The organism is Bacillus sp. GW823-FHT06A11 (assembly GCF_058795355.1).
On record NZ_JBXAHS010000005.1, the window covers coordinates 1 to 21,355 of the forward strand.

General features: G+C 31.0%; 17 protein-coding genes and 2 pseudogenes. 7 read left to right on the forward strand and 12 right to left on the reverse strand.

Translation table 11 applies throughout. The features are described 5' to 3' along the window. Positions 1 to 171, reverse strand: a pseudogene (locus AC1Q8L_RS22230) (MBL fold metallo-hydrolase); the annotation flags it as partial. A gap of 66 nt (positions 172 to 237) precedes the next feature. Further along, positions 238 to 1,437, reverse strand: a complete 1,200-nt coding sequence (locus tag AC1Q8L_RS22235; protein WP_492339491.1) for an NAD(P)/FAD-dependent oxidoreductase — start codon at positions 1,435 to 1,437, stop codon at positions 238 to 240. Between the two features lie 1,163 nt (positions 1,438 to 2,600). Between AC1Q8L_RS22235 and AC1Q8L_RS22240 the strand changes: the two genes are divergently transcribed. The 5 genes from AC1Q8L_RS22240 (at position 2,601) to AC1Q8L_RS22260 (ending at position 6,683) form a co-directional block, all read left to right on the forward strand. Beyond that, positions 2,601 to 2,834: a hypothetical protein gene (locus AC1Q8L_RS22240; protein WP_000752671.1), complete on the forward strand. Its 234-nt coding sequence runs from the start codon at positions 2,601 to 2,603 to the stop codon at positions 2,832 to 2,834. Positions 2,835 to 3,043: 209 nt separating this feature from the next. After that, entirely contained in the window at positions 3,044 to 3,289 is a 246-nt protein-coding gene (locus AC1Q8L_RS22245) for a hypothetical protein (protein WP_000477971.1), read from the forward strand. Positions 3,290 to 3,321: 32 nt separating this feature from the next. After that, positions 3,322 to 4,299 (forward strand): CgeB family protein, encoded by a 978-nt coding sequence (locus AC1Q8L_RS22250; protein WP_000772274.1) that lies wholly within the window; start codon positions 3,322 to 3,324, stop codon positions 4,297 to 4,299. 773 nt (positions 4,300 to 5,072) lie between these two features. After that, complete coding sequence (locus AC1Q8L_RS22255; RefSeq protein WP_000637731.1) at positions 5,073 to 5,537, forward strand: restriction endonuclease; 465 nt, start codon at positions 5,073 to 5,075, stop codon at positions 5,535 to 5,537. Positions 5,538 to 6,263: 726 nt separating this feature from the next. Beyond that, the gene (locus AC1Q8L_RS22260; RefSeq protein WP_071714999.1) at positions 6,264 to 6,683 is read left to right on the forward strand and encodes a DUF1259 domain-containing protein; all 420 of its coding nucleotides are present in this window, start codon (positions 6,264 to 6,266) and stop codon (positions 6,681 to 6,683) included. 218 nt (positions 6,684 to 6,901) lie between these two features. On the opposite strand, the gene AC1Q8L_RS22265 is transcribed toward AC1Q8L_RS22260, so the two are convergent. The 10 genes from AC1Q8L_RS22265 to AC1Q8L_RS22310 all read right to left on the reverse strand — a co-directional run bounded on the left by AC1Q8L_RS22265 (position 6,902) and on the right by AC1Q8L_RS22310 (position 18,492). Next, positions 6,902 to 8,080 carry an FtsW/RodA/SpoVE family cell cycle protein gene (locus AC1Q8L_RS22265; protein ID WP_098817457.1) on the reverse strand — a complete coding sequence of 393 codons (1,179 nt, stop codon included), beginning with the start codon at positions 8,078 to 8,080 and terminating at the stop codon, positions 6,902 to 6,904. A gap of 1,090 nt (positions 8,081 to 9,170) precedes the next feature. Further along, positions 9,171 to 10,220 carry a pseudaminic acid synthase gene (pseI, locus tag AC1Q8L_RS22270; RefSeq protein ID WP_072939294.1) on the reverse strand — a complete coding sequence of 350 codons (1,050 nt, stop codon included), beginning with the start codon at positions 10,218 to 10,220 and terminating at the stop codon, positions 9,171 to 9,173. Continuing rightward, a complete protein-coding gene (gene pseH, locus AC1Q8L_RS22275) occupies positions 10,213 to 10,773 on the reverse strand; it encodes a UDP-4-amino-4,6-dideoxy-N-acetyl-beta-L-altrosamine N-acetyltransferase (RefSeq protein ID WP_000884111.1) in 561 nt (186 codons plus the stop codon). The genes pseI and pseH overlap by 8 nt, the downstream gene beginning before the upstream one ends. 1 nt (position 10,774) lies before the next feature. Beyond that, positions 10,775 to 11,875 (reverse strand): UDP-2,4-diacetamido-2,4,6-trideoxy-beta-L-altropyranose hydrolase, encoded by a 1,101-nt coding sequence (gene pseG / locus AC1Q8L_RS22280; RefSeq protein WP_000890383.1) that lies wholly within the window; start codon positions 11,873 to 11,875, stop codon positions 10,775 to 10,777. A 39-nt stretch (positions 11,876 to 11,914) separates the two neighbouring features. Next, positions 11,915 to 12,910, reverse strand: a complete 996-nt coding sequence (locus AC1Q8L_RS22285) for a cytidylyltransferase domain-containing protein (protein ID WP_098817458.1) — start codon at positions 12,908 to 12,910, stop codon at positions 11,915 to 11,917. Further along, the gene (gene pseC, locus AC1Q8L_RS22290; protein WP_492339492.1) at positions 12,911 to 14,116 is read right to left on the reverse strand and encodes a UDP-4-amino-4,6-dideoxy-N-acetyl-beta-L-altrosamine transaminase; all 1,206 of its coding nucleotides are present in this window, start codon (positions 14,114 to 14,116) and stop codon (positions 12,911 to 12,913) included. Beyond that, a complete protein-coding gene (locus AC1Q8L_RS22295; RefSeq protein ID WP_071714998.1) occupies positions 14,116 to 15,078 on the reverse strand; it encodes a dTDP-glucose 4,6-dehydratase in 963 nt (320 codons plus the stop codon). Before AC1Q8L_RS22295 ends, pseC begins: the two co-directional genes overlap by 1 nt. Beyond that, positions 15,075 to 16,100 (reverse strand): SDR family NAD(P)-dependent oxidoreductase, encoded by a 1,026-nt coding sequence (locus AC1Q8L_RS22300; protein WP_000465158.1) that lies wholly within the window; start codon positions 16,098 to 16,100, stop codon positions 15,075 to 15,077. The genes AC1Q8L_RS22295 and AC1Q8L_RS22300 overlap by 4 nt, the downstream gene beginning before the upstream one ends. 216 nt (positions 16,101 to 16,316) lie before the next feature. Beyond that, positions 16,317 to 17,720, reverse strand: a complete 1,404-nt coding sequence (locus tag AC1Q8L_RS22305; RefSeq protein WP_001280551.1) for a CDP-glycerol glycerophosphotransferase family protein — start codon at positions 17,718 to 17,720, stop codon at positions 16,317 to 16,319. 4 nt (positions 17,721 to 17,724) lie between these two features. After that, a complete protein-coding gene (locus tag AC1Q8L_RS22310) occupies positions 17,725 to 18,492 on the reverse strand; it encodes a glycosyltransferase family 2 protein (RefSeq protein ID WP_001124405.1) in 768 nt (255 codons plus the stop codon). Between the two features lie 282 nt (positions 18,493 to 18,774). Between AC1Q8L_RS22310 and AC1Q8L_RS22315 the strand changes: the two genes are divergently transcribed. Next, positions 18,775 to 20,061, forward strand: a complete 1,287-nt coding sequence (locus AC1Q8L_RS22315; protein WP_001182595.1) for a glycosyltransferase family 2 protein — start codon at positions 18,775 to 18,777, stop codon at positions 20,059 to 20,061. 739 nt (positions 20,062 to 20,800) lie between these two features. Then, positions 20,801 to 21,214: pseudogene (locus AC1Q8L_RS22320) on the forward strand (methyltransferase). The last annotated feature ends 141 nt before the right edge of the window (positions 21,215 to 21,355 follow it).

The following is a 21,355-nucleotide window of genomic DNA, read 5'->3' on the forward strand; positions in this document are numbered from 1 at the left end:
AATGTGAGTCTCAGCCGCAGCAATTACTTCCATCCCCTCTTTCTTAGCAAATTCTATATATTGTTCTATATAGCGACCTGGATCAATTACAATTGCTACACCTTCCTTCTGACAACCAACTAAATAGGAAGCATGAGCTAATTTTTCATCATAAAAATATTTTAAAAGCATAACTATTCCCTCCGAATACTTATTTCAAATTACTTTTCAATTTTTACAACTACTCTCTATCTTTCCTTACATAATCCCTTTCAACATTAAATTCCAATACATATATGGCAACATATATCTTTTAAGTAAAAACATACTATACCGTTCTTTCGCTTGATTAAATGGAAACGTTTCTTGTGGCTCATGTTCATAGTTAAATTCAGCGAGTATAAGACTTTTATATCCTGTAACAATCGGACAGGATGTATATCCATCATATTTAGCATGCAAGTCTCTTCCGTTAAGTACGTCCATAATATTTTGTTTTAAGACAGGTATTTGTTTTCGAATTGCCGCTCCAGTTTTAGAGGTGGGTAAATTGGTACAATCTCCAAGTCCGAAAATATTCTTATACTGTATATGCTGCAACGTATAAGGGTTTATATCTACCCACCCCTGAGAATTACTTATCTCACTCTCTTTAATAAAATTAGGTGGCCCCATTGGTGGAACAACATGGATCATACTGTATGGTACAGTTTCTCTTTTCAGTGTTTGCGTATCTTCAAAAATTGCTTCTCTCTTTTCGGCAATAATTTCTACTAAATTTTTATTATAATTTGTTATAATTTGCTTTCTTTCTAGTACTTGTTCTAAAGTATTTGCATAACGTGGAACCTGAAATATGTTAGCATTCGCAGTATAAAACATTACTTCACTTTTGTTTCTTACACTGCTATTAGAAAAATACTCTTCTGCTAAATACATAATCTTTTGTGGAGCACCACCGCATTTAATAGGAGTATTGGGATGCGTAAAAATCGCATTTCCTCCTTTAAATTTTTCAATTTCTCTCCAAGTTGAATCAACATATTTATAAGAGTAATTGCTACAAACCCCACTATCCCCAATAGACTCTTTTAAGCCTTTAATACCTTCCCAATTTATTTGTATACCGGCTGCTACAATAAGAATTTCATACTTAAGCAGCAGTCCATCATCTAGAAGTATCTTATTTTCTTCCGGAAATAACTCAACAACGCTTTTCGGAATCCACGTTGCGCCTTTAGGAATAAGTGATTCTTGATCACGCACAGTAATTTCCTTTGAAACAATTCCTCCCCCCACTAAACTCCATAGTGGTTGAAAGTAATGTTTTTTTGATGGATCAATAATCGCTATACTTTCTTTCAATAGGGATATATTTCGTAATAAATGTGCAGTAGAAGATAGTCCTGCAGTCCCAGCACCAATTACAATAATTTTATAACTATCTCTGGTCTTCATTATCCTCTTCCTATCTAAAATTTATTTTTTAATTAACTCAACCTTAGCCTTATTTCATCTTATAAACAATATTATAAGTTAAAAACACTATTATTTTATCTGATTTTAATGAAAATTCAGTTAAATTAAATCAACAAAATTACTATATGCATGAATCCCCCATGTTACTTCTTTAATTTGTTTCAAACACTACATACTTTATATTTTTCAATATTATCCTGTATTCTAACTACATTTAATTACATCACATGCCAATAGACATTGGATTATGAGTTACATGAAACGAACTGCATAGAAACATCAAATTTCCACATATACAATAATAGGATGTTTTTATATTAATTAATCACTTATATAATTTTCCTCTTACAATTTATCCTTGCCCCATTACTATCTCACAGTATCCGTTTATACTTATAAGAACCTGAATATTGAATTTAGTAATGTAAAAAGTTTCTTTTCAACCATTTTTGTTTATATAAATTTATTAATAAGTTTATTGTTATTTAGTTTGTATGTAGCCAACAACCCATTTGCAAATCAATCCTGTTGAGCTATTACTCTTTTAAAGATCTCATATGTAGTATTTTTATTTAATTTTGTTTACACCCTTAAAAAAAACGAGCATATGATACTATATACTAATCCAAAAACCATATAGTTTACTTTCTAAGAGCACTGATCTGTGTTCTTTTTTTTGAATGAATCTTGTGTTCAATTTTTTACTACATTTTTAAAACTTTCACTTGTTACTCTTAGAAAATACTTTTAAAACAATTACATATAAATAAAATTTTTTAATTGCTCGGGATTTCCATCAACACTATCGAAAACTTTAGCTTTGTATTTTATCCTATTCAAATATCATTCATCATAGCCCCATATATCCCAATTTCTCATTTTATAATTCCGATTCATAGTATTTGGACCTTGGAATAGCTAATTACTAAGTCATAGAATATCTTTTTCATTAACCCTTCCGACCATGTTGTATTTATTAAACCTTTGTATTATAGGATTTAGTAGTTATCTCACTGATCATAAAGAGATAATATCAGAACGTGATTTCTATTAGTCCAAGCACTTCATGTTACTTACACATACACTATAAAATGTTTGGACTTTATTATTTTAATTAAAACTTAAAATTAGGAGGATTTAATATGGCAGATTGTACAGGTTTAGCTTGTTTTTTATTCTCTTCGTGGCCAACAGGAACAGTAGTTACAGTTACCACTAGATCAGGTCAAATTATCGGGCCTGCTACTTTTTCACTATTCTTTCCGAATATATGTGCAGTAGTGTTGGTAGAAGAAGATGTGATAACCCCCTCTTCAACCAATACTATATTTATTAGTTGTGAAGATATAGAAAGTGTTACTTTAACCACTCCTTAAGAAGCTTCATATTTTTCTAGCTTAATCCCTATTTAAGAAAATCTAATGACTGTACTAATCAGTACACCCTGATATGTAACATTCTATTGCATCTATTATTTCAATAGGATGCTTTAATTTAAACTTTTTCTCTTCTAAAGGTTACTTGTCTACACATCGTTCTACAAAATTTCATATGATATAGTATATTGTTTAAAGGAGGGATAAATTTGTTCTTATGCAATTTATTTGGTTGTTCAGGTGGAGTATGTAGTATTTTTAAAAATTTACAACCAGGCGAAGTCGTTACTGTGACTGGTAAATCTGGGAATATTATTGGTCCTGCTGTGTTTACAAATTTTAACCCTAATACTTGTATAGTCACATTAGAAGAGGAAAATTCAGTTACTCCTCCTACTACAAGTATTACTAAGATTAGTTGTAAAGAAATAGAAAGTATTACGTTTATCTCATAATATATTTTAAACCTAAAAGCAGGTGTTGAAATATGAAACTCTTATACATTACTTCTGGTTACTCAAAAATCTATCAATATCTAGATCAAAGCATACAAAGAACTCTTATTGATCAAAAATTCGAATGGTTAGCAGTACAGCCAAGTGAATTAATACAGCAATTGGATTTCATTACAACAACGTTTCATCCCGATATTGTTTTCACCTTATTAGGTAATCATCTACCACAAAAAGCAACTCAATATTTTAAAAAAAGGAACATTAAATTAGCTGTGTGGCTAACTGAGGATCCATTTTATATAGATACTTCTCTTCTTCTATTAAAAAACTTCGATTTTATATTTACTATTGATAGCGAAGCACTTAAATATTACACAGCTTTAGGATATACCAATGTATATCACTTACCATTAGCAACTAATATAGAACTATTTAAACCAAATCAAAAAAATTCAAAATATAAAAGTGAAGTATTGTTGATTGGATATCCTTATCCTAACCGAGTAAAATTGATACAGTTTCTCTTGGAAAAAACGCCTTATCACTATACTATTATTGGTCAACACTGGAGAAATAAGTTATTAAAAAAATGGAAGAATCACCGAAGAATTAAGATTATAGAAGGATGGATTCCACCTCAAGAGGTTGCACTCTATTATAATAATGCTAGTCTTATTTTAAATCCTCATCGTAGTCATCTATTTCCACAGAATAAAAATAAAAATAAAGTGAAAAATAATACCATTAATAATCGCGCTTTTGATATTGCCGCTTGCCAAGGCTTTCAAATTATTGAAGAAAAACCTGACCTTTCATCCTTCTTCAATAAAGATGAAATTGTATCCTATAACAGTTTTGAAGACTGCTTAAACAAATTATCTTTTTATTTAAATGATGCAATTTCGAAAAGATTAATGGTCGAAAAAATTCATGCAAGAGTTATTAGCCAGCATACTTTTTATGAGAGGATCCATTTTATAACGACTACTATACAATCACACATTCATTAATTTATTAAATTAATAATATCTTTTCTTCAATACTCATTCTTAATAAATTAAAATGTTTTTTCAATTTTATGAAGAAGCATTTTAATTTGTCTTTTCCCTATAGAAATCTACCACAATTCCCCTGAAGATACAATTGCACTTTCAATGAGATGGAGAATAAACATCGTTTGGACCAATTTAACAAGTTTGCTACTACATTTTTAGTATTAAGGATTTTTTATTAGCATTTCATATTAGTGTATTTTAGTTAATTTTAGCTATTATTGAAGATGACATATCAGCGATATTTTCTTTTTTATAGGTTTTGTCAGGTTCGTTTGCAAACTTTTTAACACTTTTTTATATTTATTCTATTACACCCACCTTCACAAACGTATTATACTTAGGTACTAACTCATCAAGTTTCCTTTTTTGTATTGAGTATCCGTAAAAATGAATCACTGGCATTTTATCGTAATATTTCTGCTTATATATTTTGATGAGCTCTTCGTACTTTTTAATTTCACTTCATTTATTAAGAGCAATCTACCTCAACTTCATGAAATATCCCTTCTTTATAGAGATAATACACGTATTCTCTCCCTAGTATTGTTTTACTCACATTCCGCTTCAAATTTTCTAAAATACGATGAAAAACTTTATTAAATGCGCTACTCCTACATTTCCTGTTGCATATCTTATTTCAAAAGTTATTAAATTACATATAGAGGGTATTTGGTATGAAGAGATAGAATAAGTGTTAAGCTGGTTATACTCATACTGAGGTGAATTGTATGATTTGGGCTATCATTTCATTAGTCATCGTTTTTGGATTAGGAATAATACTTAAAGCACCCAAGGTCTCTGAAGAAGAAATTCGCATGAAACACTTAAGAGAACAAGCAAATCGTGAATATTTAGAAAAAATGGATCCGCGAAAGTTTGAATATTTAATCGCTGACTTGTTTAATTCTCGAGGATACCAAGCGCAAGTTACACCAGGTTCTAATGATAGAGGAAAAGACATTATTCTTTGGAAAGATAATGAAGTGAAATTTGTTGAAATAAAAAGATATACAAAAAAATCTATTGGACGACCATACATTCAAAAGCTACATAGTGCCATCATCGATGGAGAAGCTACAGGAGGATACTTTGTTACGTTAAGTCATTTCAATAAAAATGCGCAGCAATACGCTGCAAATAAGAACATTGAATTAATTGATGGTAACGATCTTATCGACATGCTAAATTCATAAAACAAAAAGAGCCGTCATCTAATGGCTCTTTTTGTTTACCGAATTATTCTTTTATCATATACATTTATCAGTTAATACTAAGTTCTATCTTTTTATAATATTGGATATACTATTTATACATCTAGAATATCACCACATGAGACACCTTCAGCTGGGGAAGGTGTCTTTATTATTTTCAAGTCATATTGTATATAGTGAATTCATATAATTAGAATGCCGATTGTGTTATACAGAAACAGAGTATTCCTCCCATCCAACCAGGAATGCTCTTTTTTCTGTCTTTTTAGTTATACAAAATGATTTTCTGCATTATATTACATGGTTCAAGAGAAACTACGAAACCAGAGCTCTCTCTAATTAATAATACTCTGGTTTTATTTTCATCATACTCTTGGCTATCATTACATAAACATGATACAGAACGCCATTACGGGGATAATATATCTTATAATATTCTACAAACTAAGTTCTTCTCTCGGGAAGAACCCTTTTTATTATTCTTTCATTTCACATAGGCTTCATTTACAGTTACATAATATGTTTTTCCTTTACTGCTTGTATACTGTATATTATGTTAAGCCATTTATACTTTTTTTCGTCAATAATAAATTATACGTTCAAAAAATTAGATAGATTAATTCCTTTCAAGAAAGGCTATGGCCACTTGAAAATATCATAGGAATTGCGTTTAAAATAAACATTTTTTATGAGAAGGGAATTGAATTTATGCAAAACTTTCATTTCATTTGTGATCAATTTGCTACAATCCTTAAAGGAAAAAGTAAAATAAGTCAAAATGGTTGTTCGGTGTCTTTTCATCGTGATTTTAAGGTGCTAGTTCAAGGAAAACCAAGTGCGTATGTAGTACCCGTCGGATTAAGTTTCGAATCAATGGATCAAAATGATAATGCATTAAATTTAGGAGAAATTGCTGTTCTACAAGAAGAAATCCCTTTATTTTTGAAATCAATTGTACAACAGGGAATTATCGTTAGTGCTTTACATAATCACTGGTTATATATGACCCCATTAATCATGTATATTCATATCCAATCAGTGGAGCCTCCGTTACATTTTGCAAAAAAATTAGCAACTTCCTTTTTATCTTTAAGTAGCTATCCTATTGCTAATAACAATGATGAATAATAAATGAATTATATATATCTAATTTTTGTTAATAGTTTTATATTAAGCTGATTTCAATCATTACGTATTACTTTATTTCGAAATGGATACCTACCCCTAAATTGGATTTGATTTCCGATTTAGGAGATTACCGTCTTCTAAATTTCTAATCAGACTTTATCTCAATTCTTTTCATTTTCAAAAATCTAAAAAAACAATCCTAAACATATTCTTAACTTTTATTTCACTTGAAACATGTATTTTTTATAATTTTTATGCACCGATAAGATAAGCCCCATCATTATCATATTTGAAAACAGTGAACTCCCTCCATATGATAAAAAAGGAAGTGCAATTCCTTTTACCGGCATTATCCCAACAATCATACCGATATTTTGGAAGATTTGCAGTGTTAAAATACTAATAGTCCCCGCACATAGGAATGTACCAAACAGACTCTCTGCTGAATAAGCAATTATAGTTACTCGATATATAAGAAGTAACAAGACCAATACAACGAGAGCCGCTATTATAAATCCACCTTCTTCAGCGATGGTAGCAAAAATAAAATCAGTATGCTTTTCAGGAATATATACACTTCCTTGACCAAATCCTTTTCCATGCAATTCACCACTTCCAACAGCTAAAAGAGATTGTTGCGTTTGATACCCCTGATCTGCATTTTCAGCTGGATTCAGCCACCCTATAATGCGTGATTGTTGGTGAGGTTTTAACCTAGTAACTAAATCTTTAAAGAAAAAATCGGGATATCTTACGTATATAAATATTAATGTAGATAGTAGAGTTACAGGTATGAATGTACAAAGTGCAATTAATTTTTTTTGAATCCCTGATATGAATAAAATAAAGACAATAGATGCTGCGTATAAGAACACCATCCCTGTATCTGGCTGACTGTATACCAGAGCAATAGGAGGAATAGAAACTAACATAATTTTTCCAATCAACATGAAATCAGTTTTATATGTCCGCATCATATATTTTACATTATGATTTACTACTAAATTTGCGACAAGTATAATTAGTGCAATTTTGAAAAACTCCGACGGTTGAATTTGACCAATAACAGGAAATTGAAACCATCTTTTTGCTCCCAATTTAACAGGGGTAAACGTTGATTCTGGTAGTATTTTCAATATAACAATTGCTGCAAATCCAATAATATACAATGGCCAAGATAACTTTTGCCATTGATCCCAATCAATACTTGCAACTAATATTAACAGTACAAAACCAATTATATAGTTCCTACCTTGCTGAAATGCAAAGTTTGTACTTCCATACTGGCCAGTTTGTTGACTACTATAAATTGCAGTGATACTAATAATACAAAACATGCATAAGATCAAAATTAGTTTTTTATCTAAACTCCTTAGTAAATCTATTATTTTACTCATGAAACCCTCCTATACTACTCAAAAAATTCCATACTTCATAATAATGACTAGCACCCATTTTATATGCTTTTAATTATTCAAATGAAAATTATATTATTATGTTATAACGCAACATTTTATTTTTTTTAAACTTTCCCTTAAGGTTTCACTTTAAATAGTTAAAGTAATAATAAGTAAATCTTAATTTTTTCTAAACTAAAATGAACCAATCTTTTTTATCCAGAATTACTTAATTTCTAACTTCTTTAAAAAATAATAGGCACTTAAAGGCCTCGGTAACTCTAACTCTCTTGGTTGAGGGTCGAGCAGTTAGCTATTGTTAGCTGCTCTTTTATGATTCATCGTCACAATATGATGAAATAGTCATATATTATATTAAATTTTAAACTACTAATTTATTTTTCAATATCTCATTTCTTCCTTAAAGAGGTCTTTTTATAGATGCTCTTCTTAGGTTTTTCAGCATAAAACTAAACATTTCGTCAATACTAAAGATAGGCGAAAGCCAGAACTCATTTAACCGTCCCTGTAGTTCTTCTCTTTTCTGTATTAAGCAGCTAGCATCACTAGCTGCTCTTTTATTTACACATATCGTAAGATTTTGAATACATTATGTTTGAAAGTGCTCTGTTTTATCAAAAGGTTATCCGGTGGCAATTTTATTTTTATTTCTCCAAAATGTAATTGCCACCAGGTACCTTTTCGTATAACATATGCAATCTTGTTAATACTATAAATGTAACTTTAGGTTACATAACTATTACTTTTAAGGGCCTAATTTTCTTTTGTGCAACAAGTGGTTAGCCAGCTTCGCTGGCCACTTTGTTGTGCCCAATGAATTTTTTATTTCTCAACACCTAACATATGGTATAAATATTCCAATAATGGTAATGTAAAGGTACCTTCAGTTGTTAAATATCATGCCCTTTAAATCATTTTCTGACAGAAGACTCTTCTTCAAAAATATGAAGGTGTGAAACACCAACTTTAGGTGGTAGATGAATGTCGGTGGGTATAGGCCAGCATGTTTGCTATCATTTATAGCATTTTTGTTATAAATCTTTCTATAAAAGCTCTCATTTCCTCGGTATCAAATTAAATCCCATGAAACAGGCGTCCCTTTTTTGATATCCTTACTCGCTTTTTTTCCGATAATTTTGGATAAGTGTTTTGGTAATAAGCCATTCCCTGGTCTAATAGCTTTAACATTTTCATTTGTAAATCTTTCTCCCGCTTTTATGTTTTCTACTACATATAATGATCTTCTAAACTTTAAAGAATCTTTTTCTATATCAGTAGGTCCATAATATACATTCCCCAAAGATTCCCATGCTTTTTCAGTTTCGCTTACTAATAATTTAAATTCAGCTGGTTCCATTGAAAATTTAGCATCAACTCCTCCATCCGACCTTGAGAGCGTTAAATGTTTCTCAATTACTGTAGCTCCCAAGGCAACACTTGCTACAGATACACCTACTCCCAGGGTATGATCTGATAAGCCCACCTGACAGTTAAATAACTCTTTCATATGAGGTATAGTAACTATATTTGTAGATTTTGGAGATGCAGGATACGTACTTGTACATTTTAAAAGAATTAGTTCTTTACACCCTTCTTCTCTCGCAGCCCTTACTGTTTCATCTAGTTCAGCGATTGAAGCCATACCTGTCGAAATGATTATTGGTTTTCCTGTTGCGGCTACCTTACGTACGAGGGAAATATCAGTATTTTCAAAAGATGCAATTTTATAACATGAAACATTTAATGTCTCTAGAAAGTCTACAGCTGTTTCATCAAAAGGCGTACTAAATGGTATCATTCCTAACTCTATACAGCGATCAAAAATTGGTTTATGCCACTCCCATGGTGTATACGCTTCTTTGTATAAATGATAAAGTGATTTGCCTTTCCATAAACTTTTCTTATCATGAATTAAAAAATCACCATTTTCTATATTTAAAGTCATTGTATCTGGTGTATATGTTTGAATTTTAAATCCTTGTGCCCCGGCCTCCGCAGCTGCCTCTACAATTTTCAACGCCCTATCTAATGATTGATTATGATTCCCTGACATTTCTGCAATAATAAATGGTCGCAAACTATTGCCAATCTCTCTACCTCCGATATATACATTACTCATTTTTGTCACCTTCAAGTTCTTTTTTTATAGATTCTCTTCTTTCCTCCCATTGTTCACGGGACAAGGTCATTGTAATGACATCAACATAATCATTGTCCCTGTAAATATAATCTTCATATCTTCCCTCTTCTTGGAAACCAATTTTCTGATGGAAATTTAAACTAATACGGTTTGATTCTATTATTTCTGCACATACTTTGTGTATGTCTTTGATTTCAAAAATAAAATCTAATGCTAATAAACCTAATACAGTTCCGGCACGTCTTACACTTTGCTTTTCACCTATATAAAAGCCCCAATAACAAGTTCGATCCATTTTATCTATTTTTGTAAAATTAACAAATCCAATTGGTTTTTCTTTATATGTTAATAATCTTGCAACCTTTGTATCATCCATTACGAGTTTTTCATACCACTTTAAATGTTCGTCTATTGTTATTTCATGATTTTCATACATAACCGAGCGGATTTCTTTTGTATTCCGCCAATTTAAAATAAGTTCTAAATCTTTCTTTTTTAACTTTTCCAATTGAAAATCCCCAATATCTAACATACTATCCTCCTAAAATAATTTTTGCTATTTCATTTGTATTACTGGCACACTGTATAGAAAGAGCTTTATTAGACATTTCTTTCACTATTTTAAAATCTGATAAAAGTTTGTTTAGACATTTCGTAATTGCTTTATCCGAAACACTTTCAGCTGTACCAATATTCCATGTAGCTCCAACCTTCGCTACAGCCTTTGTTACTTCAATTTGATTTTGGGCAGTTGTAATTGTTATAGAAGGTAATCCAAGAAAACATCGTTCCCATGTGGTTGTGCCCCCAGCTCCTATCCCTAAATCCGCTCGTACGAGAAGCTCTTCCATATTCTCTATTTGACAATAATATGAAGCGTTAGTAACACTCTTACAATAAGTTTGAATATCCTCTTTATGAGGATTTTGGCTACCTACCACAACGTCTATTTTTAAGTTATCTTTATTTATATTTTGTAAAGCTCTTAACGTTTTTAATGTCTCATTTGTTACATCATGGCCACCAAAAAAAATAAAAATCCTCTCAATTTTTCCTGTTCTTTTTCGTGAAATCTTCTTAGCTGCATGAAACTCTGGTCGTAATATAGCGTATTTAGGCCCCAATTTTACTAATGAGTGCTCTGGTATTAAATCTTTATAGCGATCATTAAGGTTATCGTATAAATTTTGGTCTAGTAACAAATCACAGTCGTGCATTCGATTTGCAAGATCATCAATTACCATAATTTTTCGTACAGTTTTTCTTAAAGCAGACTCCCACTTATTATCTAATCCATAATGATCAACAATTAACCAATCACACTTGGGAAGTTGCGACAAAATCCCATTGGTCTGCTGCGCATCAACAAACCAATGAGATTTTAGCCAATTTAAATAACTCCTGTTTTCTGTACTTAAGAAATTCGTATTTTCACCATCTCCATCTAATACAAACACATGAAATCCTTTATTTAAAATATATTGATGTAAATCACCTTGCAGCTTACGACAAATGAAATATACTTGAACACCTTTATTCCGCAACTCATGGGCCAGTGTTAAACAACGCATAATATGACCGGTACCTATTTCAATAGATGCGTCGGCACGAAAGGCAATTTTTTTCTCGAGCAAGATACTCCCTCCTCACTAAAAGCACTATAACTTATTAACTTATAATTTCGTTTCTCTATTTAGCTCATCTACTAATGATTGTTGATTTGCCCATTTCAATTTCACATGATTATTCATTTCAATAAGTTCAGGATTTCGAAGGATGTAATCTTTTATTTGATGAAAAAATAAAGGTTTAGATTTTACATTCAGACCTTTATAAAGTTCATTGAACATATCTAAATCCGGTTGTTCATCTAATGTTAACCTCCAAGTAGGGTAACAAAATGGTGGAGGAAGTTTCACTATATTGGTACGAAATAAATGCGGATTATTAATAAAATAAAACGGAAGGTATTCTGCATAGGTTAAAGGTTTTGGGGTTTGTAGTAGTCGTTCAATTGCCTCTAATGTAAAAATATCGCCTGCTGTTCCGACAGGTAACGTACTTAACTCTGCCTGTGTATAATCTGCACCACTTTTCAAATGTTCATCTAGTAAAAAAGTATTAATTTCTGGTGACACAGCTGGGCAATCTCCTGTAATCCTTATGACAATGTTTGCATTTTCTTGTTTTGCAGCTTGGAACATGCGATCAGCGGTATTTTCTGGATCACCTCTAAAAATCTTAACCTTTCCATCTAAATTAAATTTTTCCAAAGGGTCATCTTGTGCAATATCTGAAGTAGCAAGTATGACCTGATGTTTTCCTGGAATAGCTAATGTATTTATAAGACATCGTTCAATGGAAGAAACTCCGTGTATTGGCAATATGGCTTTTAAAGGTAACCTAGTAGATTTTAAGCGGCAAAGTACAATTATTACTACCTTAGGAGGCTCAATAACCTCTTTTGTTAATGGGGTACCTGCAGGCAAATTATATACAGCTACCTGGGGTAATAATTCCTCTGCTTCAAGCTTGTTCAGCGCATTTTCTACAATATTTAACTCCATTGTTACTTTATTAGCTGTAATAATTTCTCCTTTTTTAATGTCAACTTTTGTAACTGCTCTTAACAATTTCTGATTTTGCAATTTTATTAACCCCCCTTTCATTTAATTTTTAGCAACACTATAAAACGAAAGAACTTTTCTCACAGCTTGTATTACATCCCACACATCAGCTTCTGTCATTTTAGGAAATAGAGGCAGCGTAATAATTTCCTCATATACGTTTTCTGCTTGCGGACAAATACCTTTTTCATAACCTAATTTTTGATAAAACGGTTGTAAATGTACGGGTATATAGTGCACATTCACACCGATATTTTCTCTTTGTAACGCTTCGTAAAATTCTTTTCGATTACATTTTAATAATTTAGTATTTAAACGAATAATATAAAGGTGCCAACTCGAACTGGTTTGAGGCAATTGCTTTGGTATGATGATTTCAGATAAACAACTAAATTCTTTACTATAAATGTCTACATATTTCTTTCGAATCTTAATAAAAGAGTCTAATTTACTTAACTGTGATAAACCAAGAGCAGCTTGTATATCCGTTATTCTATAGTTGTAACCTAAGAATTGCATTTCATAATACCAAGGCCCATGATTTTCAAGAAGTTTTTGGGGATTCCTTTCAATTCCGTGTGTACGGAATTGAACAAGTTTTTCATAAAATAGAGGATTATTTGTAGTAATTACTCCGCCCTCTCCGGTAGTAATATGTTTTACCGGATGAAAGCTAAACATTGTCATATCACCAATTGAACCAATCTTTTTATTTTTATATGTGGCTCCTAATGCGTGGGCTGCATCTTCAATGATAATCAAATTATTTTGTTTTGCTATTTTTTGTATTGCTTCTAACTCTACAGGTTGTCCAGTATAGTGTACGGGAATAATGGCTTTTGTTTTGTTTGTAATCTTTTCCTCTATAGATTTAGGACTAATGTTATATGTTTCATTGTCAATATCGGCGAATACCGGCTTAGCACCCTGGTATAAGATACAATTTGCACTTGCTACAAATGTCATTGGAGTTGTAATTACTTCATCTCCCTCAGTTATGCCAGCTGCATAGCAGGCAGCATGCAATGCAGCTGTACCACTTGAAAAGGAAACAGTGTATTTTGCTCCCACATATTTCGCTATAGCCTCCTCAAATTGTTGAACCATAGGTCCTGTTGTTAAAAAATCCCCTTTTAATACGTCTACAACAGCCTGAATGTCATATTCATCAATTTGTTGCTGACCATATGGTAAATAAGTTTCTCTAACAGGCTTTCCTCCATGAATACCGAGAATCCCCCTTACCATTACTCTTTCTCCTTAGGGTTAATTTTTAAAGATTTAATCCACTCTTCTGTTTTAATAACTCCATCTTCTAAAGAAACTTTCGGTTCCCAGTTTAATATTGTTTTTGCTTTTTCATAGTTACATAATAATTTTTGGATTTCACTTTGCGGATGGATATGAGTTACATGTTGAATACTTACTTTATTTCCCGAAATCAATTCTGCTAATTTATTAATGGATATATCTTGTCCTGTTCCAGCGTTGATAATATGGCCATTTGCTTTTGCAGAGTATCCTGCTGCCACAACAAAATCTGCACAATCTTCAACGTATAAAAGGTCTCTCGTTTGTTTTCCATCCCCATAAATATTTAATGGTACATTATCTAATTTATTATTTATAAAAATGGCAACAACCCCACCTTCCCCACCTGTTTTCTGGAATGGACCATACGTATTAAATGGGCGAATAACCACTACAGGTAGCTTATAAGCATAATAGTAAGATAAAACCATGTTTTCAGCAGCAATTTTTGATCCAGCATATGGAGAAGCTGGTTTAATCGGGTCTAATTCTGATATTCCTTGTATATTAGTAGCTTTATCATATACCATACAAGTACTCATAAAGACCATTTTGACTTTATATTTAAGACATTGTTCTAACAAATTAAAAGTACCTATTGTATCATTTTCAAAAGTTGATCTAGCATCATCTATACTATCTTGAACATTGATACTCGCTGCTAAATGATAACAAAGGTCAAATGAATTATTTTTAAATAATTCAGCAACTAATTTTTTATCTTTAATATCTCCTTGAATGCATTGCTTTAAATTTAGATCGTGTGCAAATCCGGTGATATTTGCAGTAGTTGAATTTGCTAAGTTGTCTAATATCCATACTTCATGCTTATCCTGCAATAATCTCTTCACAACCCACCTACCAATAAAACCTGCACCACCAGTTACTAATATTTTCATAGTTTCTCCCCTCCTGTTAATAGTTGCTGGTTTAATATTAAATTTCTAAGCTCTTCTTTTGAAATCGCATTTTGATTATCAGAACGGTAAAATCCTGCTTTCGCCCTTTCTGCATTTTCATATTGTGTACCCTTTTTTAATGGGCTAGGAATGATAAACATATCTGGTAATTCAAAAGCCTGTAAAGACTCATCATGTGTCATAAGTTCTTCATACATTTTTTCACCAGGTTTTAATCCAATTTCTTCAATTTTTATATTCTCCTTAAGCAACCCATATAACTTTGTAACTTCTTCTATCATCACCTCACTTAAATCTTTTAATGAAATAACTGGCATTTTTAATATAAAAGTTTCACCACCCTTTGCTATTTTCATTGCTTCAATTGTTAACATAGTTGCTTGATTCAGTGTCATCATAAATCTACTCATACTAAGATCCGTTACAGTTATTTTTTGGTTTTCTTTAATTTGATTTTCAAATAAAGGAATGACAGATCCTCTTGACCCCATCACATTTCCGAAACGAACACTTGCAAATATCGTTTCACTTGAACCTTTTGAATATTCCGCTGATGTAATCAATCTTTCAGCAGTCAACTTTGTTGCACCGTAATTATTTGTTGGTGAAATCGCTTTATCAGAACTTGTAAAAACTACCTTTTTTACTTTCTGAGCAATTGCGGCTCTTATTACATTTTGCGTTCCAAAAATATTGGTCAAAACTGCTTCAAACGGATTATATTCACAAAAAGACACATGCTTCATCGCGGCCACATGAAATACATAATCAATATTTTCCATCGCACTAAATACTCGATCATAATTACGAATATCCCCAATTAAATAACGAATATTTTGATTTTTATCCCTAAATTCTTCTTGTAATAAAAATTGATTATATTCACTTCTACTAAGAACCCTTACCACTTTTGGCTTTTCCTGTAGAACATTAGAAAGAATGCTTTTTCCAATTGTTCCTGTTCCACCAATAATTAAAACGTTTTTATCTTTAAAAAACATGAAAATATATACCTCCTCATATTAAAAAATTAATTTTAGCTAAGAAAACCTCTCTTCAATTTGTGTGTAGTTCCATTAGCAAGCCATTTGTTGAGAGATAAACTGGTTTATCGGATATTAAAACACACGTTTCCATTGCAAGTTTAAGATACATATTAATCATTGAAAACTGAGGATATAATCTTTTACTTCAAATATTTATAAATGGTGATGAGTTTAATCTTTTTCACCTTGAATTAAATTTATTAATCTTTTTGTGCATGCTTCTTGCGGATAGTTTTCATTAATAAATTTTTTTCTTAATTCTTTTGCTAAATTAGATTGTAAAGGATCATGTAGAACCTTTTTAATCGTACTAGTCACATCCTCCATAGAATGGTTTACAAGCCAATCTAGCGTATCGTAATATTTATAATCCCTTTCCTCTAATAAAGATTTATAAACAACTACAGGTTTGTCTAATAACATTGCCTCTAATCCTACTGTTGAATTTGAGATAACCACAAGATTTGCATGTAAAATAACATCATACATGTTCACTTCATTTGTTATATATTTAACATTTGGATATGTGTTACTTAACTTAATATATTCTCCTACTAGGTTGCGCCCTTTTTCCCAAGGATGAGGCTTTATAATAACCGTAATATTTTTGTCTTTTACTAGCTTTTCTGTCAGTTCGGTATAAAATGAAGTTTTAAATGGCTGGGTTGCAATAAAAACCACTTTTGTAGAGGTGTCTATTTTTAATTTATTAAAAAAATTCTTTTCATCCATATATACTCTATCAAAGATCTCATCATATCTGGGGTGCCCTAATATTTCAATTTGAGATTCAGTGACCCCTTTTTGAAGGTACCAACTTTCTTCATATTTCCCATATACGACCTGTTTTGTTGCGAAAACCGGAAAGTATGCTTCTTCTCCCATTATTGCGCCATGCTGCAAGCAATAACTTGGTATACCCTCACTACTTGAAAGAAAAGTAAGAGCTCTACTTGTTATATCTTCCGTAGTACCAACAATCACACCAGATATATCTTGTTCTTTAAAAATAAAATGAGCCACATTAAGTTTCTCAATCATGATAGGAAGGTCGCTGAGTAATTTTTTTTGAAAAAACGTGTTTGATAGTAGTGGGTGTTTATTAAACCTTAAAAAGATTTCTTTAGCTTTTTCTATATAAACATTTGCGTTATTAGGGGATTTATTTATATAATCTGGTGCACAAACTGTAGGAAGACCATAAAGTTCTGTTTTTTTTGATCTTGTTAATATCTTAGTTTGATTTGGATGAAAGTGGGTAAAATTACTTACTGAAAAACGGAGATAATCTGAATTTAGCAGGATTGTTCCATCTTTATTTTTTCTTTTTATTTTTGATTGAAATGCAGAAATTATTTTTTCAAACTCCAACTGTAACTGTGTTTCCGCTATTGGATCAATTGACAATTGCTTGTAAAAATTATCATCTTTCATTTTATTTTTTATATCTTCATCTAAATATTGATAAAAATTACTCAGTAATGGCAAAGGAATGTTATGATGCTTTAACTCTGAAAAAATATTTATATATTCTAAATTTAATAGCCAGTAATTTTTCAAATAAATGTCACTCAATTTTTCACCCTCTTTTTCTTCTTAGATCTTCTCTTAATTCTTTGCATGTTCTTTGTGGTGGTAATAATTGCACAAATTCATTTTTTTCTTCTGCAAATAACTGTGCATGTATTGAATGAGGAGTAATATAATTAATATCTAAAATTTCATCTAAGGGATAAAAATCCCAATAGTGATTTAATCTCCAAAAGAAACGTGCATCTCCTATCCGGTAAAACTGAGGATCTTCATCCCAGTAAGAATTCCACCTTTTTTCAAGAATTGGTAAAACAGATGCTCTATGCATAATAGAACAATGATCAATAGTACATGGCGCATTATTTGTAATTTTTTTGGCAGGTCTTTCAACAGTTTTAATAGGCATATCTGATTCATCTATATGAATCGTTTTTGATGCAGAGTAAATAATTTGAACATCTTCATTCTCATCAAGATAACTAGACATCTTTTTCAAGCGTTCTTCTTCATATTGATTATCATCTGTAATATAAGTTATATATTCCCCTTTAGCATGCTTAAGTGCCTCATTAATTAAAGCAGCATATCTTACTTTTTTTGTCCTTTCAGAAATATGAGCTACATTACTTTTATAAAAATGTACATTTTCCTTATTTATGAATGGGTGAATCACCTTCTGGGTCAATTCATCTGAATCATCATCCATTATAAAAAGCTCGAAATCCTGAAAGGTTTGGTTTAATACACTTAATATCGATTTTTCAACAAATGCAGGCTTATTGTAACTTGTCATTATAACTGAAATTTTAGGCAAATATCCCTCTCCTCCTTATCAACAAATACAAAAACAGTTACGTTATTATATAAATAGAAAGGACAAACCGTTCCGATAATTTTAAAAAAGATTTCTTTACCTATAAAAAATTAATAGCGTTATTTATATTCACCTATATCCTTTTTTCTCCACTATAGTCCATACCATATCTATGAAAAAGTAATAAACTATTTAAAATAAAAAAGAAAGTGTTGATAAAGCTTTAATTATTATATTTCACTAGAAAAAACACATTTAATATTCTCAATAGAGGTGAAGTATTTGCAACCCAAAATATCAATTATCCTTACTAGTTATAATAAGCCGTCATTAATTAATCAAGTTATTGAAAGTGTTCTAATGCAAACTTATAAAGAATGGGAACTTTTTATTATGGATGATAACTCCTGTCTAGAAACTATAAATGTCATAAAAAATTATTTAGAGGATCCTCGAATTACTTATAAGAATAGTTTTATACAAGATGATGAACGATATAAAACTACAAGATATGCAACACTTATCAATGAGGCACTTCCATTAACCTGTGGGGATTATATTTGCTATTTAACGGATGACACTATATACCTTCCAAACAGATTAGCTGAAATGTTATCTTTCTTAGAAAAAAACCCTGAAATTGATGTAGTCTACTCTTCCCAATACGTTAAATATGTTGATTATAACCTAGAACCTACAAATGAATTTGTAAGAGAAGCTTCGAAAATTTTATATACAGCTGCTAATGTTGTAGATCACTGTTCAGTTATGCATACTAAAAGAATATTAGTAAAAGTCTATGAAAAGTACCGTGGATATTGGGATACAAATCCTTTATATTGGTTTGCTGGAGATGCAATGTTTTGGAAACGCCTAAATACATTTCAACCTTTTTATCCCATTCCCAAAGTGCTCGATATTACTTTTAAAACACCATTCTCTTTCCAAAACCTATATGCTAACCTCCCTTCTAAAGATTTAAATGGTATTTTGTTTAGTAATTCACACGGTGAAGTATTTTTAATTGATAACCTTAAACGCAGGCTTATTTCGAAAGACATGCTTTCTTACTTCAAATATAATCAAAATGAAATTGTCTTAATTCCCGATCCATTTATCTATAAATATACAGAAGGTCCCCCCATAACCCTTACAGAGTCAATTCCAAATCTACGAGTTGTACAAAATGAAAAAGGAGAGTTATTTTATATAGAAAATAATCAAAAACGTCTGTTTATTAATACCATAGCATTTCGCAAATTTAAATTTTCAGTCCAAGAAATTATTAAAGTTTCACAATGTAGTTTAAATCAACTTTCAGATGGGCCACCTATTTATCCAAATTTATCTAATCACGCGATTCTACCGGAAGGAAAAGTATTTATCTACCATCACAATTATTTCATCATGACAGATTATATGCTTCATCCCATAGATAAAGATATATTGCAAAAACTATATTTATTAAAGAACTGTATACCAATTTCAAAGACCAATTTATCCTACTTTCATATGGGCCCTCCTATTTCAACATACCCTTCTTACCTAGCCGAAAAATACTTAGAATAGTACTAAGAAGGAGTGTTATCAATAAAATAATAGAAAAAGCTCCTGAACTAAGTACTATGCTTGCCTACAGTATTATTAAAGAATTAAACGGATTGATAAAAAAGAACTAAATAAAAGTCCCTATTGTTATACTAGTATCTCCTAATAGGGTGCTAGAATTTATTTAGATGATCAAAGATTCTTCTTAACTTGTAAAATAAATTATCATAAAAAGGGGACGCAAATAAAAATGCGTCCTCTTTTTATATCGAATCAAACTAATCCATTAAAATGTTTTTCATGAATATGGATTAGTAATATTTTTAAGAAAAACATTATCTAACATCTTAGCTGTTACAATAAGTAGATTCGTATAATTCACACCAATGACTAGTATTACTTATGTTTTTACCCTTTTCTGTATATTATAATAAAAAATTGTGAAATTTTATCGCATTATGTAAGACACTTAATATCAAATGTATTACTTTTACTATGAACTAAATGTATTTTATAGGACTATTATAGATAAACAGGGTGCTAAATTGATTCTTAAGAAGTCATTAGCATTTGATTTATCTAAAGATTGAAAAAATGTGTAGATAGATATCATCTTAAATACATATATAATTAACTTTAATTTTCTGACACAATTTCACATAATTATTAAACTGATTTTTTGCGTACATTATGAAAAAAATTGCACCGTGTCAGTCTTTAAAAGATTATATATCATAACTTTAAGAGAGGAAGGAAAACTATGAAGATGAAAAGAAAAATCATTATGACAACAGCACTTGCAGCTACATTAGCTACAGGTGCACTACCTACTACCTCGGTGTTTGCTGCAGAAAAGGAGGCTCCCATTCAACCAAAAGAGGCACAATTAAGTATTCAACCTTTTGCACAAAACAATTTGGAAACAGCCGTTCAAGCTGCCTTAAATGGTCCAGAAGTCAAAAAAATCAAAGTATTCGAACATTAATTTAATGTAAAAGAAATAGAAGTAGTAAATCTAGGTGCAGGAAAAAAATATGTTAAGGGGCAAATCTCTCACCATTTAAGTTTTCGTCCAGATGATCAATTTTATTATGAGTTTACAGCACAAGATGGAAGCTGGGAACATGCGGCCCAATCAATTGCAACTGTAGTTAGTCTAAGTTTTAATGAGTAAAATTTTTCAATTTTTATTATCATTGTAGAGATTCACTTTTCGTAATTAGCCTAGTTATAAGAGAATCTAAAACAGCTATTAATAAATTTTTACCGCTCAGTCACATTATCTTGATTTGTTTACCACCTTATCATTCATTAT

Bases quoted from the DNA above. Each gene is read 5' to 3' on its own strand.
- AC1Q8L_RS22295 (WP_071714998.1), bottom strand. From the start codon at position 15,078: ATGAAAATATTAGTAACTGGTGGTGCAGGTTTTATTGGTAGGTGGGTT.
- AC1Q8L_RS22300 (WP_000465158.1), bottom strand. From the start codon at position 16,100: ATGTTTTTTAAAGATAAAAACGTTTTAATTATTGGTGGAACAGGAACA.
- pseH (WP_000884111.1), bottom strand. From the start codon at position 10,773: ATGTTAGATATTGGGGATTTTCAATTGGAAAAGTTAAAAAAGAAAGAT.
- AC1Q8L_RS22255 (WP_000637731.1), top strand. From the start codon at position 5,073: ATGATTTGGGCTATCATTTCATTAGTCATCGTTTTTGGATTAGGAATA.
- AC1Q8L_RS22285 (WP_098817458.1), bottom strand. From the start codon at position 12,910: ATGAAAGGGGGGTTAATAAAATTGCAAAATCAGAAATTGTTAAGAGCA.
- AC1Q8L_RS22240 (WP_000752671.1), top strand. From the start codon at position 2,601: ATGGCAGATTGTACAGGTTTAGCTTGTTTTTTATTCTCTTCGTGGCCA.
- pseC (WP_492339492.1), bottom strand. From the start codon at position 14,116: ATGGTAAGGGGGATTCTCGGTATTCATGGAGGAAAGCCTGTTAGAGAA.
- AC1Q8L_RS22265 (WP_098817457.1), bottom strand. From the start codon at position 8,080: ATGAGTAAAATAATAGATTTACTAAGGAGTTTAGATAAAAAACTAATT.
- pseI (WP_072939294.1), bottom strand. From the start codon at position 10,220: ATGAGTAATGTATATATCGGAGGTAGAGAGATTGGCAATAGTTTGCGA.
- AC1Q8L_RS22260 (WP_071714999.1), top strand. From the start codon at position 6,264: ATGCAAAACTTTCATTTCATTTGTGATCAATTTGCTACAATCCTTAAA.
- AC1Q8L_RS22235 (WP_492339491.1), bottom strand. From the start codon at position 1,437: ATGAAGACCAGAGATAGTTATAAAATTATTGTAATTGGTGCTGGGACT.
- AC1Q8L_RS22250 (WP_000772274.1), top strand. From the start codon at position 3,322: ATGAAACTCTTATACATTACTTCTGGTTACTCAAAAATCTATCAATAT.